This is a genomic window from Streptomyces sp. NPDC101237, assembly GCF_044767465.1.
GTDB classification, from domain to species: domain Bacteria; phylum Actinomycetota; class Actinomycetes; order Streptomycetales; family Streptomycetaceae; genus Streptomyces; species Streptomyces gramineus.
Map to the genome: position 1 here is coordinate 533,727 of NZ_JBIWNY010000002.1, position 15,603 is coordinate 549,329.

11 protein-coding genes and 1 pseudogene are annotated in these 15,603 nt (G+C 71.4%); 5 read left to right on the forward strand and 7 right to left on the reverse strand.

Annotation, left to right across the window (positions count from 1 at the left end):
- Positions 1-51: 51 nt before the first annotated feature.
- From ACIRQ9_RS05530 to ACIRQ9_RS05545, 4 genes are all read left to right on the forward strand, one after another.
- On the forward strand, positions 52-1,338 hold the full coding sequence (locus ACIRQ9_RS05530; RefSeq protein WP_404167386.1) for a glycosyltransferase family 2 protein: 1,287 nt from the start codon (positions 52-54) through the stop codon (positions 1,336-1,338).
- A 4-nt stretch (positions 1,339-1,342) separates the two neighbouring features.
- Positions 1,343-3,283, forward strand: a complete 1,941-nt coding sequence (locus tag ACIRQ9_RS05535) for a right-handed parallel beta-helix repeat-containing protein (RefSeq protein WP_404167388.1) — start codon at positions 1,343-1,345, stop codon at positions 3,281-3,283.
- Positions 3,280-4,518 (forward strand): right-handed parallel beta-helix repeat-containing protein, encoded by a 1,239-nt coding sequence (locus tag ACIRQ9_RS05540; protein WP_404167390.1) that lies wholly within the window; start codon positions 3,280-3,282, stop codon positions 4,516-4,518. The genes ACIRQ9_RS05535 and ACIRQ9_RS05540 overlap by 4 nt, the downstream gene beginning before the upstream one ends.
- A gap of 115 nt (positions 4,519-4,633) precedes the next feature.
- Positions 4,634-5,977 carry a UDP-glucose dehydrogenase family protein gene (locus tag ACIRQ9_RS05545; protein WP_404167392.1) on the forward strand — a complete coding sequence of 448 codons (1,344 nt, stop codon included), beginning with the start codon at positions 4,634-4,636 and terminating at the stop codon, positions 5,975-5,977.
- 15 nt (positions 5,978-5,992) lie between these two features.
- Here ACIRQ9_RS05545 and ACIRQ9_RS05550 read toward each other — a convergent pair whose 3' ends face one another.
- The 4 genes from ACIRQ9_RS05550 to ACIRQ9_RS05565 form a co-directional block, all read right to left on the reverse strand.
- A complete protein-coding gene (locus tag ACIRQ9_RS05550) occupies positions 5,993-6,715 on the reverse strand; it encodes a Mut7-C RNAse domain-containing protein (protein WP_404167394.1) in 723 nt (240 codons plus the stop codon).
- A 33-nt stretch (positions 6,716-6,748) separates the two neighbouring features.
- The gene (locus tag ACIRQ9_RS05555) at positions 6,749-7,390 is read right to left on the reverse strand and encodes a TetR/AcrR family transcriptional regulator (RefSeq protein ID WP_404167396.1); all 642 of its coding nucleotides are present in this window, start codon (positions 7,388-7,390) and stop codon (positions 6,749-6,751) included.
- Positions 7,387-8,967 carry an MFS transporter gene (locus ACIRQ9_RS05560; RefSeq protein ID WP_404167398.1) on the reverse strand — a complete coding sequence of 527 codons (1,581 nt, stop codon included), beginning with the start codon at positions 8,965-8,967 and terminating at the stop codon, positions 7,387-7,389. The genes ACIRQ9_RS05555 and ACIRQ9_RS05560 overlap by 4 nt, the downstream gene beginning before the upstream one ends.
- Before the next feature lie 114 nt (positions 8,968-9,081).
- Positions 9,082-9,798, reverse strand: a complete 717-nt coding sequence (locus ACIRQ9_RS05565) for a hemolysin III family protein (RefSeq protein WP_404167400.1) — start codon at positions 9,796-9,798, stop codon at positions 9,082-9,084.
- A gap of 355 nt (positions 9,799-10,153) precedes the next feature.
- Here ACIRQ9_RS05565 and ACIRQ9_RS05570 point away from each other — a divergent pair, with 355 nt between their 5' ends.
- Positions 10,154-11,992, forward strand: coding sequence for a phosphoenolpyruvate carboxykinase (GTP) (locus tag ACIRQ9_RS05570; protein WP_404167402.1), 1,839 nt, complete (start codon positions 10,154-10,156; stop codon positions 11,990-11,992).
- 260 nt (positions 11,993-12,252) lie between these two features.
- Here ACIRQ9_RS05570 and ACIRQ9_RS05575 read toward each other — a convergent pair whose 3' ends face one another.
- The 3 genes and pseudogenes from ACIRQ9_RS05575 to ACIRQ9_RS05585 form a co-directional block, all read right to left on the reverse strand.
- A complete protein-coding gene (locus ACIRQ9_RS05575; RefSeq protein WP_404167404.1) occupies positions 12,253-12,855 on the reverse strand; it encodes a hypothetical protein in 603 nt (200 codons plus the stop codon).
- Positions 12,842-14,383, reverse strand: coding sequence for a substrate-binding domain-containing protein (locus ACIRQ9_RS05580; protein WP_404167406.1), 1,542 nt, complete (start codon positions 14,381-14,383; stop codon positions 12,842-12,844). The genes ACIRQ9_RS05575 and ACIRQ9_RS05580 overlap by 14 nt, the downstream gene beginning before the upstream one ends.
- Positions 14,380-15,580: pseudogene (locus tag ACIRQ9_RS05585) on the reverse strand (toxic anion resistance protein). Before ACIRQ9_RS05585 ends, ACIRQ9_RS05580 begins: the two are co-directional and overlap by 4 nt.
- Positions 15,581-15,603 lie beyond the last annotated feature (23 nt).

The window sequence follows — 15,603 nt, forward strand, 5'->3', positions numbered from 1 at the left end:
TCGCTTTTCGGACCGAGGCAGTCGTGTCATGTGTGGGGGGAGAACGCAACATTGTCCGAGTTCTTCGACCAGGTCTGGTCGTGGATCGTCGAGGCTGTGGGGGAAACTTCGTGGCGAGAGCTGATGCCGCTGGGGCTCGCAGGACTCTTCGTCTGGGCGCTCTGGCTGTACCGAGCGGTGCTCTCCCGGTTCGCCAGACCGGTCGTCAACACCTTCCGCACCAGTGTCTCCGTGGTGGTCCCGGCGTACCGGGAAGACCCTGACATCCTGCTGGAGTGCCTGGAGACCTGGCTGGCCCAGGATCCGGCCGAGATCATCATCGTCCCGGACGTCGACGACCACGAGGTGCTGCACCGGCTGTCGCTGGTGGAGGACCCGCGAGTCCGGGTGCTCGCCTTCGAACACCGAGGGAAACGTTCCGCCTTGGGGGTCGGCATCCGCGCGGCCACCGGCGAGGTCCTCGTCCTGGTGGACTCCGACACCCGCTGGGAGCCGGGACTGCTGGACGCCGTGCAGATGCCCTTCGCGGACCCCGCGGTCGGCGGCGTGGGCACCCAGCAGAACGTCTACCAGCGCACCACCAGCGTCTGGCGCCGCATAGCCGACTGGCTGGTCAACCTCCGCTACTACGACTACGTCCCCGCCATGGGCCGGGCCGGCGCCGTGGCCTGCCTCTCGGGGCGTACGGCCGCCTACCGCAGGGCCGCGGTCCTGCCGGTCCTGGAGAACCTGGAGAACGAGTTCTTCCTCGGCCGCCGCTGCGTGGCGGGCGACGACGGGCGGCTGACCTGGCTCGTGCTCGCCTCCGGCTACAAGACGGTGCACCAGTCCTCGGCGCGGGCGGTCTCCATGTTCCCCTCGTCCTTCCGGGCCTTCGTGAAGCAGCGCGTGCGCTGGAGCCGCAACTCCTACCGGTGCTACCTGACCGCGCTCTACAAGGGCTGGCTGTGGCGGGCCCCGCTGGTCACCAAGATCACCGTGCTGCAGATCCTGCTCACCCCGGTGACCATGGGCATGGCCCTCGGCTACCTGCTGCTGAGCCGCCTCGACCTCAGCCCGCGCGGCATCGCCCTCACGCTCGTCTGGCTGATGCTGGGCCGCGCGGTACGCGGCTACTCGCACCTGCGCCGGCACCCGCAGGAGATCCTGCTGCTGCCGCTCACGGCCGTCGTGGTCATCATGATCTCGCTGCCGATCAAGCTGTACGCCTTCGTCACCATGAACAAGCAGGGCTGGCTCACCCGCAGTTCCACCAGCGTCGGAGGCGAGGGCCAGAGCGCCTCGACCCTTGCCGGCGGCGGTCAGAACCACCCCGCTCTCCAGCCGGAGGTGATCTGACACCATGTCAGCACAGCTCAAGACCCGCACCAGGCCCGGACCCGGCGTCCGGCTGCGCCGGGCGGGCGCCAGAACGGCCGCGCTGCTCGGCGCCTTCGCGGCGGCGGCGACGCTGCTGCTCGGCACCTCCGCCACGGCGCACGCCGACGAAAACGGCGACAGGACGCGGAAACTGGCCGCCGAGGACGCCGAGACGCAGGCCGCGCTCGTCGCCGACGAGGACCACCGGCTCAACCAGGTACGGGCGTTCACCTCGGTGGCACCGCTGCAGAGCACCAAGTGGACCGTGCCCTACCGGCTGGACACCGACAACGGCTACACCCTCGTGCTCACCGAGCGCAGCAACGCCTACACCATCGCCGACCTGCTGAAACTCGCCCCGCAGACCTTCGTGCGGCGCAAGGACGGCTCGTACCTGCTGACCGAGAACATCTACCTCAACGTCGGCGCCAAGCTGAAGCTGTCCAACCCGGGCGGTCTCACCCTGCGGATGGCCAGCAACCGCAGCGGCTTCGTCTCCATCGTCTCCTTCGGCGGCGAACTGGCGCTGCAGGGCACCGCCCAGGCGCCGTTGAAGATCACCAGCTGGGACCCGCGGAACAACAGGGCCGACACCGACGTCCGCGACGGCCGCGCCTATGTACGCACCATCGGCGGCCAGTTCGAGATGACCCACACCGAACTCTCGGACCTGGGCTTCTGGAGCGGCCGCACCGGCGGGCTCAGCCTCACCGGCACCGACCGGCCGAACACCGGCTCGCTGGAGAACACCGGCCAGATCCACGGCAAGACCGCACGCGAGCGGGCCAGGAAGCGGGACGACGCGCAGGACGACGGCGCCGGCAGCGGAGACGTCACCGCCATGCCCTCCGGGGAACTGACCACCCCCGACGCGCGCTTCTCGACCGGCGGTCTCTCCTACGTCTCCGGCTCCATCACCCACTCGACCATCACCGGCAACGCCTTCGGGATCTTCATCTCCAGTGCCACCGGGATCGAGATCAGCGACACGACCGTGCGGGACAGCCTGCAGGACGGTGTGGTGCTGCACCGCTTCGTCTCCAGCTCGCTGGTGCAGCGCACGGTCGCCAAGGACAACGGCGGCGACGGCTTCATCCTCTCCCGCGCCACCCAGCAGGTGCGCATCAGCGGGTCCACCGCCGAGGGCAACGGCGGCAACGGCTACACCCTCAGCGGCAAGCCGCTCGCCGACGGCCCCTCCGCCTCGGGCCAGGCCGTCGACAGCTACGGCTCCAACTCGGTCGCCAACAGCGTGGCGAAGGACAACGGCCGCTACGGCGTCGAGGTGCTGGGCGGCTTCGACGTCGGTGTGCAGAACAACCGCATCGAGGGCGGTGACATGGGGATCGTGGCCCGCCTGGAGGCGGACAAGGTGTCCATCACCGGCAACCGCCTCACCGGCCAGGACCGGCAGGGCATCTCGGTCCGGGACGGCGTCGGCGACGCCACCGTCACCGGCAACATCATCGACGGCCCCGAGACCGGCGTCTACGTCCGCGACTCGGCCGCCGAGATACGCGGCAACACCGTCCAGGACGCCACCCACCACGGGGTCAGCCTGGTCGGCGGCGTCGACGGGACGACGGTCTCCTTCAACGTGATCGGCGGGGTCGGCCCCAGCGCGCTGGACGCCGGGCGCTCCCACGGCGACACCGACATCAAGGAGAACCAGACCTTCGCCTGGTACGACACCAGCTCCTTCTGGGTCAGGGTCAAGCACTACGCGAGCCCGATGACCCTACTGTGGACGGGCATCCTGCTGCTGATCCTGTTCTCGGCCCTCATGGGCCGCCGCAGGCGGCGCGGTCACGGGCCGGCCGGTCCGATCGTCCACCCGTACTCCGACAAGGCGCCGCTGCCCGCCCCGCCCCCGGCCGAGATCGACGTGGCGGGCCGCCGCAGGGTGCCGGTGATGAGCGAATGAGCGACCACACCCCGGACACGGGCACCCCGGGGACCCGGCCCCCGGCAGTGCAGCGGCTGCGCCGGATCTGGGTCCTCGGCGGCGTGCCGCTGTGGGTGGCGTCGGCCGCCCTGCTGGTCTCGGTGGTGGCGCTCATCGTGGCCGCCTCCGGCGGGGACGGCCCGCCCGTGGTGTACGGGGCGGGCCCCGACGCGGGCCCCACCATCCCGGTGGCCACGCCCTCGGACGACGCCGACGGTTCCGGGACCGCCTCCGCGGCCCCGGAGCCGGACGGTACGGCGTCCGGCGACCCGACGCCCGGACCCACCGCGTCCGCCGCCGCGCCCGCCGGGTCCGGAGGGACGGCGTGCCCGGCGGCCACGGTCACCGTCGGGGACGCCCAGTCCCTCGCCCGGGCACTGGACCGGGCACGGCCCGGCGACGTCATCCGGATGCGGGACGCGGTGTACGACGACCGGTTCACCGCGTCCGTCCCCGGCACCGCGGCCAAGCCGATCTTCCTGTGCGGCGGGCCCGGCGCGGTGATCGACGCCGGTGGCGTCGACGGCGGCTACGGCTTCCACCTGGACGGCGCCGACTACTGGCGGCTGATCGGCTTCACGGTCCGCAACGGCCAGAAGGGCGTCATGGCCGACCGCGTCCACCACACCGTCGTCCAGGGCCTGACCGTCGAGAACATCGGCGACGAGGGCATCCACCTGCGCGACTTCAGCTCCGGCAACCTGGTGGCGTACAACACGGTCCGGGACACCGGCAGGCGCAAGGAGAAGTTCGGCGAGGGCATCTACGTCGGCTCGGCCGAGTCCAACTGGTGCACGGTCAGCGACTGCAAGCCCGACAGGAGCGACGACAACGTCATCCGCGGCAACCACGTCAGCGCCACCACCGCCGAGTCCGTCGACATCAAGGAGGGCACCACGGGCGGCTCGCTCGTCGGGAACACCTTCGACGGCGCCGGGCTCAGCGGCGGGCACAACGACTCCTGGGTCGACGTCAAGGGAAACAACTGGCTGATCAAGGACAACGTCGGCCGGCACTCCCGCGAGGACGGCTTCCAGACCCACCGGATCCTCGACGGCTGGGGCACCGGGAACGTGTTCCGGGGCAACACCGCCGAAGTGGACGGCCCCGGCTACGGCTTCCATCTCGCGCCCGTCGAGGACAACAAGGTCGCCTGCGACAACAAGGTCGGCGGCGCGGCGAAGGGCCTCGCCAACACCGCCTGCTCCTCCTGACGGCGAGGGGCCCGGCGCGCGACCGGGCCCCGCACGCCGGCGCAGTCCCTCTCCTTCACCCACGCGCGCCTTCGGCATGCGCGCGCCCTGCTCGGGAACCCCTCTCGGAGGCATCATGGACACTTCTCTCGACGGCACCGGCACGCCCCGTCTCACCGTCATCGGCACCGGCTACCTGGGCGCCACGCACGCCGTGTGCATGGCGGCACTCGGCTACGACGTGCTCGGCGTCGACGTGGACCACGCGAAGATCGAACTGCTGAGAGCCGGCCGGGTGCCGTTCTTCGAGCCAGGTCTGCCCGAACTCCTCGTCAAGGCACAGGAATCGGGCCGCCTGCACTTCACCACCAGCCTCGCGGAGGCCGCCGAGTTCGGCGACGTCCACTTCGTCTGCGTGGGCACCCCGCAGCAGCCCGGCTCCTACGCGGCGGACCTCACCTACGTCGAGGGCGCGGTCACCGAGCTGGCCCGGCACCTGCGCCGCCGGGCCCTGGTGGTCGGCAAGTCAACGGTCCCGGTGGGCACCGCGGCCCGGCTCGCGGAGCTGGTCCGCGCCACCGCCCCGGCCGGCGACCAGGTCGAACTCGCCTGGAACCCGGAGTTCCTGCGGGAGGGCTTCGCCGTGGAGGACACCCTGCACCCCGACCGGCTGGTGTTCGGCACCGAGTCCGCGTGGGCGGAGGAGCGGCTGCGCGCCGCGTTCGCGCCGGTCATCGCCCAGGGCACCCCCGTGGTGGTCGCCGACCTGCCGACCGCCGAGCTGGTCAAGGTCGCCGCCAACTCGTTCCTGGCCACGAAGATCTCGTACATCAACGCCATGGCGGAGGTCTGCGAGGCGGCCGGCGCCGACGTGCACGTGCTGGCGCAGGCGCTGGCCTACGACGACCGGATCGGCGGCCGCTTCCTCAGGCCGGGCCTCGGCTTCGGCGGCGGCTGCCTGCCCAAGGACATCCGGGCGTTCATCCACCGCGCCGAGGAACTGGACGTCGCCCAGGCGGTGGCGTTCCTGCGCGAGGTGGACGGCATCAACCAGCGCCGCCGGGCCCGCACCGTGGACCTGGTCCGCGAGCTGGCCGGCGGGGAGCTGGCCGGGACGAGGGTGGCCGCGCTGGGCGCGGCCTTCAAGCCCGACTCGGACGACGTCCGGGACGCCCCGGCGCTGGACGTCGCCGCCGCGCTGCACCGGGCCGGCGCCCAGGTGACCGTCTACGACCCGGTGGCCATGGACAACGCCCGCCGCGTGCACCCGGAGCTGACCTACGGCACCGATGTGCTGGGGACCGCCGCGGGCGCCGACGTGGTGGTGCTGCTCACCGAGTGGGCGCAGTTCCGGGAGATCGACCCGGAGGTGATGGGCTCCGTGGTGAACCGGCGCCGGGTCGTGGACGGCCGGCACGCCCTGGACCCCGCCGAGTGGCGGACGGCCGGCTGGGAGTACCGGGCGCTGGGCCGCAGCTGACCCGGAGCGGGCACCTCAGGCGAACTCGGCGAGGGCGCGCTCCACGATGGCCTCCAGCTGCTCGTGGTGCGCGCCCTTCCAGTAGGCGCGGCCGCACTCGGCGCACTGCGCGAAGACGTCGTACGACTTCTGCGTGCCGCCCTTCAGCTGGTCCGCCACCTCCTCCTTGGTCGCCTTCCGCAGCAGGCCGTTGCAGGCCGTGCAGCGGGTCCAGGGGCGCAGTTCGGGCGCGAAACGGTGCAGGACGTCGCGGAGCTGGTCGTCCGGGCTGGTGCTGTACACGAAGGCACCGGCCCACAACTCGCGGCGACGCAGCAGGCCGCGGTCGCGGCTGAGCAGCACGCGCCGCTCGGCCGCCGACCGGGCGGAGAGGGCCGGGTCGCCGATGTCCGTCGACTCGTAGGCGGCGTCCACGCCGAGCAGGCGCAGCCGGCGGGCGAGGGTGCCGAGGTGGACGTCGAGGAGGAAGCGGAGCGGGGCGCCCGGGACGTGCTGCGGGCGCCGGACCGCGCGTACCTCCACCGACTCGCCGGCCGCCGGGACGTGCCCGGCCGGGACCTCCAGGCCGTCCACCACCAGGGCGCCGACCTCGGTGAGCGGGACGCCCAGGGACTCGATCACGTGGCCGAGCGTGGAGACGCCGTCGACGGCGAGCGGGTGCGCGCCGGTACGGCGGGCGTGCGGGACGAACAGGGCCAGTTCGGGGGCGACTTCGACGCTGATCTCGGCGGTGTTCACCTGGTCAGGATGGCACGCCGGGCGGTCGGGGCCTCAGGGTTTTTCGGCCGGCAGCCCGTGTTCGATGACATTGAGCGCGCGGTCCACGAGGGTCTCGAACTCGGGCGCGTGATCCTGCTCCGCCCAGTACATGGAGGTCTCCATGAGCCCGCCGACGATGGACATCGCGTAGACCCGCACCTCCAGGCTGTGCGGGTCGCGCCCGGTGCGCTCGCCGATGGCCTGGCAGAGCAGCCGGCCGGTCTCCGACATGCTCTCCATCATCCGGGAGCGCACCGCGGGCACCTCGACCATCAGGCGGGTGCGCAGCCGGGAGACCGGGTGGGCGTCCTTCATGCCCAGCGCGACCGCCCGGTGCATCACCTGGCGCAGGGACTCCGGCCACGGCTCGTCGGCGGGCCGGGCGCGGAGCTCCTCCAGGATCAGCGGGTCGTACTCGTCGGTGAGGACGATGTCCTCCTTGGTCGGGAAGTACCGGAAGACGGTGGACGGCGACACCTCGGCCCGCTCGGCGATCTGCTCGATCGTCGTGGCCTCGTACCCCTGCTCCTCGACCAGCGCGTACATGGCCTCGCGGATCGCCTCACGGGTCTTGATCTTCTTCCGCTCGCGCAGGCCGAGCCGGGGGTTGTCGGCCGGGGAGAAGGAGGTGCGCGGTGCCGTCATGCTGGTCATTGTCCGCCATGGGCGGTGGCGGGGGCCACGGCCGGGTCCCCGTTCCCGTCGGCCTCCTCGACGGTGCCACGGGCGGCCGGGGCGCCCGGCAGGAACGCGGCCGCCAGCAGCGCGGTCACCAGGGCTGCGATGCCGCACACCAGCAGGACCAGGCCCATGCCGTGGACGTACGCGGCGTCGGCGGAGGCGGCGAGCGGGGCCGAGCCGGTCCTTGCGGCGACCAGGTGGGCGGCGACCACGGACTCGCCGGCGGTGTGGCCGAGCGCGGCGGGCAGCCCGGTCACGTCGAGACGGTCACGGAAGGTGCTCGCGAGCAGGCTGCCGAGCAGCGCGATGCCGATGGCGCCGCCGACCTGGCGGGTGGTCATCAGCAGCCCGGAACCGCTGCCGGCCCGGTCGCCGGGCAGGGCGGCGAGGGCGCCGTCCATGGCGGGGACCACCGAGAAGCCGAAGCCGAGGCCCGCGACGGACAGCCACAGCGCGGTGTGGCCGTAGCCGGAGTCCACGGTCGTACGGCTGCCGAGGATCGCGGCGAAGGCGAGGACGACCAGGCCGGTGGCGATCACCGCGCGTGATCCGAAGCGGGCGACGATCGCCTCGGCGCCCCGCGCGGCCACCAGCAGGCCGCCCATCATGGGCAGCAGGCGCAGGCCGGTGCCGAGGGCGTCGTTGCCGAGGACCGCCTGGAGGTAGGGCGGCAGCACGAACAGCAGCCCGGAGAGCACGAACATCACCAGGGTCGCGGCGAGGGTGTTGAGCAGGAAGCCGCGGTGGCCGAGGAGGCTCATGTCGAGCATGGGGCGCTCCACGCGGCGTTCGCGCAGCACCAGGCCGGTGAGGAGGGCGGCTGCGGCCGCCAGCGGGACCAGGACCAGCGGGTCGCCCCAGCCGCGGTCGGGGGCTTCGATGATCGCGTAGATCAGGGCGCCGAGGCCGGTCGCGGTCAGTGCGGTGGACAGGACGTCGACCTTCGGGGAAGCGGGATCGCGGGTCTCGGGGAGCAGGAAGACGCAGGCGGTGACGCCGATCGCGGCCATCGGGACGTTGATCAGGAAGACCGAGCCCCACCAGAAGTGGTTGAGCAGGAAGCCGCCGATGATCGGACCGAGCGGCAGGCCGAGCGCCGAGGCGGCCGAGACGATGCCGACGGCCCGGGTGCGTTCCCGCGGTCCGAACAGCGAGGGCAGCACGGACAGGGCGAGCGGCATCACCAGTGCCGCGCCGACGCCCATCACCGCGCGGGCGGCGATCACCCGGTGCACGTCGTCGGCCAGGGCGCCGACCAGGGATCCGGCCAGGAAGACCACCAGGCCGGTGACGAGCATCCGGCGGCGGCCGAAGCGGTCGCCGAGGAGTCCGGCGGGGAGCATCAGCGAGGCGAAGACGACGACGTAGGCGTCCGCCATCCACTGCTGCTGACTGGTGGTGGCGCCGAGGTCCCCGGCCATCGTCGGGAGCGCCACGTTGAGGATCGTCGTGTCGAAGCCGAGCACCAGCATGCTCGCGACCAGGGCGCCCAGGGCCCACCAGCGGCGGGGGTCGCGGTGGGCGTCGTCAGAGTGAGTGACAGTAACCATGAAATGAGAGTAGCTCTCAAAATCTAGCGTCTGTCAATGGGGGGTGGGTGTCAGGGCATGCGAAAAGCGGCCACGGCTGGGGAGCCGTGGCCGCTTCGGGGGTGGAGGGCGGGGTTACGCGTGCTGGTAGGCCACCAGGGAGATCCCCACGTAGTGGACGACGAACGCGGCCAGCGTGAGGGAGTGGAAGACCTCGTGGAAGCCGAAGTAGCGCGGTGACGGGTTCGGGCGCTTGATGCCGTAGATCACGCCGCCCGCGCTGTAGAGGAGGCCGCCGACGATCACCAGGACCAGTACGGCGATGCCGCCGGTGCGCATGAAGTCGGGCAGGTAGAAGACCGCCGCCCAGCCCATCGCTATGTAGCAGGGCGTGTACAGCCAGCGAGGGGCGCCGACCCAGAAGACCCGGAAGACGATGCCGGCCGCGGCCGCGGCCCACACGCCCCACAGCAGCCACTGGCCCTTCGAGGCCGGCAGGAGCAGCAGGGTCAGCGGGGTGTAGGTGCCCGCGATGATCAGGAAGATGTTGGCGTGGTCGAGTCTGCGCAGCACGCCGTCCATGCGCGGACTCCAGTTGCCCCGGTGGTAGAGCGCGCTCACGCCGAACAGCAGACATGCCGTCAGGGTGTAGATCCCGCAAGCGACGCGGCCGCGCGGTGAGGTGGCGAGGGCGGTGAGAACGAGACCCGAGACCAGTACGGCCGGGAACATGCCCAGATGCAGCCAGCCGCGCAACTTGGGCTTGACCTGGTGCGACAGGGAGGAGAGCGCGCTGGAGCCGCGGCCGGCGGCCGGCGAATCCGAGGGCGCGTCGGGGACGGGCGCAGTCATGCACCGCATCGTATCTACGGAACCGTAGGTTACGGATCAGTCTCGGCCGATGACGGTCCGGGAGTGGCCATCGTCTCACGGGCTCCGGCCCCGCTCGTCCCGCCGGGCAAAAAGACCTTGAGGCGAACTCAATGTGGACGCAAAGAAGCGCAGGTCGGCCCCGCGACCGTGGCCTTCCTCACGTCGCTCATCTGTGACTCCCTCTGGACAGATGGGTGATCGAGTCGGAGGATCAAATGAGTGCGGTCGGCACCGGATGAGCGGCTACGAGAAGCATCCGGGTCGCAGCCCCCACGGGGCGACAAGGTCCTCAGCGGACCAAAAGATCAAAAAAACCCCTCATTTAGGAGCAATCGTGGCGCGCGACATCGCGGCTCCCACCGTCATCCCCACCAAACATCAGGAACTGATCTCGTGGGTCAACGAGATCGCCGAACTGACGCAGCCGGACAGTGTGGTCTGGTGTGACGGATCCGAGGCCGAGTACGAGCGACTGTGCGAAGAGCTCGTGGCGAAGGGCACCTTCAAGAAGCTCGACCCGATCAAGCGCCCCCACTCCTACTACGCGGCCTCCGACCCCACCGATGTCGCCCGGGTCGAGGACCGCACCTTCATCTGCTCCGAGCAGGAGAAGGACGCCGGCCCCACCAACCACTGGAAGGCCCCCGCCGAGATGCGGGAGATCTTCGCGGGCGAACAGGGCCTGTTCCGCGGCGCGATGAAGGGCCGGACGATGTACGTCGTCCCGTTCTGCATGGGCCCCCTCGGCTCCCCGCTCTCCGCGATCGGCGTGGAGATCACCGACTCCGCGTACGTCGCCGCCTCCATGCGCACGATGACGCGCATGGGCCAGGCCGTCCTCGACGAACTCGGCGAAGAGGGCTTCTTCGTGAAGGCCGTGCACACCCTCGGCGCCCCGCTGGAGCCCGGCCAGGCCGACGTGCCCTGGCCCTGCAACCAGACCAAGTACATCTCGCACTTCCCCGAGTCCCGCGAGATCTGGTCCTACGGCTCCGGCTACGGCGGCAACGCCCTGCTCGGCAAGAAGTGCTACGCCCTGCGCATCGCCTCCGTGATGGCACGCGACGAGGGCTGGCTCGCCGAGCACATGCTGATCCTCAAGCTCACGCCCCCGCAGGGCGAGTCCAAGTACGTCGCCGCCGCCTTCCCGAGCGCCTGCGGCAAGACCAACCTCGCCATGCTGGAGCCCACCGTCTCCGGCTGGACCGTCGAGACCATCGGCGACGACATCGCGTGGATGCGGTTCGGCGAGGACGGCCGCCTGTACGCGATCAACCCCGAGGCCGGCTTCTTCGGCGTCGCGCCCGGCACCGGCGAGCACACCAACGCCAACGCGATGAAGACGCTGTGGGGCAACGCGGTCTTCACCAACGTGGCGCTCACCGACGACGACGACGTCTGGTGGGAGGGCATGACGGAGGAACTCCCGGCCCACCTCACCGACTGGAAGGGCAACGACTGGACCCCGGCCTCCGCCAACGAAAACGGGTACAGCCCGGCCGCCCACCCCAACGCGCGCTTCACCGTCCCCGCCGCCCAGTGCCCGATCATCGCGCCGGAGTGGGAGGACCCGCGGGGCGTGCCGATCTCGGCGATCCTCTTCGGCGGCCGCCGCGCCACCGCGGTCCCGCTGGTGACCGAGTCCTTCGACTGGAACCACGGCGTGTTCCTGGGCGCCAACGTGGCCTCCGAGAAGACCGCGGCGGCCGAGGGCAAGGTCGGCGAGCTGCGCCGCGACCCGTTCGCCATGCTCCCGTTCTGCGGCTACAACATGGGCGACTACATGGCCCACTGGATCGACGTCGCCAAGGACAAGGACCCGGCGAAGCTCCCGAAGATCTACTACGTCAACTGGTTCCGCAAGAACGACGAGGGCAAGTTCGTCTGGCCCGGCTTCGGCGAGAACTCCCGGGTCCTGAAGTGGATCGTGGAGCGGCTGGAGGGCACGGCGGAGGGTGTGGAGACGCCCATCGGCGTGCTGCCGACGCGGGAGTCCCTCGACACCGACGGGCTCGACCTGGCCGACGGCGACCTCGACTTCCTGCTCACCGTCGACAAGGAGATCTGGCGCGAGGAGGCCGCGCTGGTCCCCGACCACCTGAACACCTTCGGCGAGCACACGCCGAAGGAGCTGTGGGACGAGTACCGGGCGCTGGTGGAGCGCCTGGGCTGAGTCCCCCTTCCCCAGGACTCCGCGGCCGGTTCGGGATGTGCCCTGACCAGCGATCGTCACGGCCGGCCGCGGTGTGAACGGGCGAGGCCGCGCACAATGGGGTGCGTGGCTTGTGGGCCCGCCGTTCCCGTCACTTCCCGTCCGCCCCGACGGGGGCGGGGCGGCGGGCCTTCGCCTTCAAGGGGACAGGGGGTGCGATCTCGGCTGACGGCCGGTGGTGGGGCGTTCGCGCGGTTCCCCTCGCCCCTGCAAGAGGCGTTTCAGTTGCCCCGTTCTTCCAGGTAGCGGGTGTGGGTCTCCTGGCGTCCGGCCTCCGTGTCCCTGAGGGTCGCCGCCAGGCGTTCCGCCTCCTCCGTGAGGAGGGTGAGCTGGCGTTCCAAGTGCCGTTCCGGCGGCTCCTGGCCGGGAGTCAGGCGCGTCCACCACCGTGTCCGTACGAAGCTGTCGACCGCCTCCGGGATGTCCTGCCGTACCGTCCGGGACAGCACGTGCACGCCCTCCGGGTCCTGGGCCAGCAGCTCGGCCGCCCAGCCCGGGTCGAGCAGGGCCGTCAGCAGGCCGGTGAGCTCGCCGAGCCGGGTCCCGGCCGACGCCGGCAGGCCGACCTCCGCCAGGTAGGTCTCCAGCTTCGCGAAGTCGGCCCGCACGCCCTCCAGTTGCGCGGACGGCGTCGGGAAGTCCGGCAGCGGCGGCCGCTCCGGCGGCGCGATCAGCGCGCCCGCGCCGTACAGACCCGCCACCACCACCGGCCAGTACGGTCCCGCCACCCCGGTGAAGGTGAGGACCAGGCCGAGGAGGCCGCCCGCCGAACCGGTGAGGTTCTTGCGGGACTCCAGGCAGCCGAGAACCCTACTGATAGCCACGGATCTCCTCGAAGGCGCCGTCCAGGGAGCCTTGCTGGGCGTCGAAGAGGCGGCCGCCGGTCAGGTCGGCGATGTGCCGCAGCTCGGCGGGGGAGGAGTCGCCGAACAGGATCGGGAAGACCGGGATGTTGCGCCGGTCGGCGGACAGGCCGCGGTAGAAGGCGTCGAACTCGCCGGCCTCGGCGCCCGTGGTGTTCTCGCCGTCCGTCATCAGCACGATCGAGGTGAAGGTGTCCCGGTCGGTGCGCAGCCGGTCGTACGCCTTCTCCAGGGACGTGTAGATCGCGGTGTCGCCGGCGGCCCGCAGCGCGTCGGTGTCCTCGCGGATCGCGTTCAGCCCGGCGTCCGGGTCGGCCGGGTCGACGACGTGCGTGCTGACGTCCTTCACGTCCGAGCCGAAGGGCATCAGGGTGACCTCCTCCCGGTCGCGGAAGTCGCCCGTGAGGTCGGTCAGGGCCTTCTTCAGGCGGGCGAGACGGTCGCCCTCCATCGAGCCCGAGGTGTCCAGGACGTAGACCGTGCGGGACGGTCTGCGCAGTTCGTTCTCGTACGCGGAGATCAGCCCGTCGGCCACCGACTTGCCGCCCGGGAAGGGGAGTTCGCGGCGGCGGGTGGTGTCGAGGCCGGCGGCGGGCGGCACCGAGGCGACCACCGGACGGCGGTGCGTGGTGTCCGTGATCAGCTTCTGCACGGCCGTGCTCCGCAGGTCCTCGGTCACCCGGCGGACGTCCTCGCGGGTGCCGGCGGAGGAGGCGGCCAGCGACGAGAACGGGTAGTCCGCGGTGATCACGCCGTCGCGGGGACGGATCACGGTGAGGCCCGGGATGCCCTTGAGGACCGACTCGTAGTTGAGCAGGGCGTCGACGTCGCCGCGCCGCCGGTAGGCGGAGGCCAGCCAGCCGGAGGAGCCCGAGGTCAGGGTCTGGCCCTTGAAGAACTTCTTCAGCCGCGGGGTGGCCTTGGCCACGTCGGCGTCGGTGAGCGCCGACTGGGCGCCGGAGAGCGCGGACGCCACCGAGACCAGCGTGGTGAAGCCGGAGTTGGAGCGGGCCGGGTCGGTCATGCCGTACGTGAGCCTGCCGCTCTCCACGGCCTGCTCGATCTGCGACCAGGTCACGTCGGCCGGCTTCCAGCCGAGCGAGGCGACCGTGGCCGTCCGCACGCCGATCGCGACCGGGCTGGACATGACCGAGGTCTCCGAGACCACCTTCCTCGCCGCCTCCGGGCGCAGCCGCAGGTAGTCGTCGGAGGACAGCCACAGGGCGTCGTACCTCCCGTCCGCCGTGCCCTGGGCGACCAGGTCCACGGCGTCCAGGGTGCCCAGGTAGGTGGGGCGGACCGTCACGCCGGTGTCCTTGCGGACCCGGTCGAGGACGGCCGTCATGTCGCTCAGTTCGGAGGAGGCCAGGACCCGCAGGGTGCCGGGTGCGGGTGCCGTGGCGTCGTCGTCGCGGTGGTCGCCGGCGGAGGTGCATCCGGTCAGCAGGGCGGCGGCGGCGAGCAGGGTCAGCAGCGGGCGTCGGTTCATGCCGGGCCGCCCTCCAGCGCGCCCTTGGCGCGGCTGCGCTCCAGGTGGGCACCGGCCGACCGGAGTTCGTCCGTGAGGGACTGCACGGTTTTCGCCATCACCTCGGTCGCCTGCACCTTGTAGGTGTCGATGGCGTCGAGCGTGCGGTAGATCTGCTGGAAGGCGGCGCGCAGCGTCTCGGCGCCGACGGCCGGGTCGGCGGCGATGCGCTGGATCTCCCCGCTCTGGCCCGCGAGCATCTCGGCGTTGCCCCGGATCAGGTCCTCGGTCGTCCCGCGCAACGCGTTGACCTGCTCGATGACCTTCTTCTGGTTGTCCAGCGCGGAGGCCAGCATCACCGAGATCCGCAGCGCCGACACGGTGGTGGTGGCGGCCCGCTCGACGCCCTTGATCAGCTCGTCGTTGTTGCGGCGTACGACGTCCATCGCGAGGTAGCCCTGTGCGGACACCGCGAGCTGGGTCAGCAGGTCCTGGTGCTTCTGCCGGACCGGGAAGAGCACGTCCGCGCGGAGCGCGTCGGCCTCCTCGGGATCCGGGTTCCGGCCGATGTGCTGCTCCACGGCGTTGTCCAGGGCCTGGGTGAGGACCACGTACTCCTGGAGCTTGCCCATGGTCTCCCAGAGCCGCACCCGCTCGGTCTGCAACGCGGCGTTGTCCCGGCGGAGTTCGTCCTGGCCGCCGCGCAGCGAGCCCACGATCTTGTTCAACGTGCCCTGCGCGGAGGCGTACTTGGCGACGTGGTTCGCGGAGTCTGTTGCCGCCCGGCAGCCGGGACAGGAACTTGCGGCCCTTGCCCGCGGGCAGGTCGCGCGGGTCCAGGTCCTCGACGACGCGGCGCAGTTCGACGAGCGATCCGGCGACCTTGCCCTGGGCGTCGCCGCCCTTGTCGGGCAGGCTGCGGACGGCCCGCTCCAGCATGCGGTTGGACTGCGAGGCGGCGCTGCGCATCTCGCCGGCGCCGAGCCCGGTGATCTCCCCGACCTTGCTCGCGAACTCCGGGGAGCGCGCGTCCAGGGCGGCGAGGTCGCGGACGTACACGGAGGCCCGGTGCGCCATGTCGGTGCGGACGCCCTCGTCGACGGGCACGAGACCGCCGGCCTTCTCCCGCGGCACCGGCGCGACCGCCTCGGGCGGGGTCAGCGTGAAGACGTCCTCGCCGCTCAGCGTGGGCGGGTGCTCGCCGCCGCTCGGCCTCATCTTGTCGAAGTTGCTCACAGTTT

Bases quoted from the DNA above. Each gene is read 5' to 3' on its own strand.
- ACIRQ9_RS05535 (WP_404167388.1), top strand. From the start codon at position 1,343: ATGTCAGCACAGCTCAAGACCCGCACCAGGCCCGGACCCGGCGTCCGG.
- ACIRQ9_RS05540 (WP_404167390.1), top strand. From the start codon at position 3,280: ATGAGCGACCACACCCCGGACACGGGCACCCCGGGGACCCGGCCCCCG.
- ACIRQ9_RS05545 (WP_404167392.1), top strand. From the start codon at position 4,634: ATGGACACTTCTCTCGACGGCACCGGCACGCCCCGTCTCACCGTCATC.
- ACIRQ9_RS05555 (WP_404167396.1), bottom strand. From the start codon at position 7,390: ATGACCAGCATGACGGCACCGCGCACCTCCTTCTCCCCGGCCGACAAC.
- ACIRQ9_RS05560 (WP_404167398.1), bottom strand. From the start codon at position 8,967: ATGGTTACTGTCACTCACTCTGACGACGCCCACCGCGACCCCCGCCGC.
- ACIRQ9_RS05565 (WP_404167400.1), bottom strand. From the start codon at position 9,798: ATGACTGCGCCCGTCCCCGACGCGCCCTCGGATTCGCCGGCCGCCGGC.
- ACIRQ9_RS05580 (WP_404167406.1), bottom strand. From the start codon at position 14,383: ATGAACCGACGCCCGCTGCTGACCCTGCTCGCCGCCGCCGCCCTGCTG.